General features: G+C 59.6%; 2 protein-coding genes. Both read right to left on the bottom strand.

The genetic code is table 11. The features are described from left to right. On the bottom strand, nt 1-114 hold a 114-nt coding region (locus I6F37_RS46890), incomplete at its 3' end, for a TadE/TadG family type IV pilus assembly protein (protein ID WP_225154766.1). A 2-nt stretch (nt 115-116) separates the two neighbouring features. After that, the coding region (locus I6F37_RS42585) for a type II secretion system F family protein (RefSeq protein WP_225154765.1) at nt 117-408 on the bottom strand (292 nt) is incomplete at its 5' end.

The following is a 408-nucleotide window of genomic DNA, read 5'->3' as shown; positions in this document are numbered from 1 at the left end:
CACAAAGGCATAGCGGCCCAGGTCGACAGCCACGAGACAAAGCACAATCAGCAGCGGCAGCAGCACGGCGAGTTCCGTCGCTGCAGCACCGCGTCGTGAAGGCGAAGCACGCATGGTTACTGTTCCTTACTTTCGGGCTGCGGCATTGGGCCTGCGGAGTGCGTCAAACTCTCGCGAATCTGAATCGCTGCTGGTCCAGCGAGCACGACAAAGACCGTGGGAAAGATGAATAACAGCGTGGGGAACAGGATCTTCACCGCAGCCTGCTGAGCCATTTCTTCAGCGCGATGTTCACGCTGTGAACGGAGGACAATTGCCAGCTGAGCAACAGCGTCTGCCATCGTCGTGCCAAACTTCGCGGCCTGGCCGACGAATGTGCAGAGCGTGCGCAGCTCATCGAGCGCAGTC

It is taken from the genome of Bradyrhizobium sp. NBAIM08 (genome assembly GCF_020193935.1).
GTDB classification, from domain to species: Bacteria; Pseudomonadota; Alphaproteobacteria; order Rhizobiales; family Xanthobacteraceae; genus Bradyrhizobium; species Bradyrhizobium yuanmingense.
The sequence above is the reverse complement of the archived record's forward strand: the minus strand, read 5'-3'. Positions and strand labels throughout refer to the sequence as shown.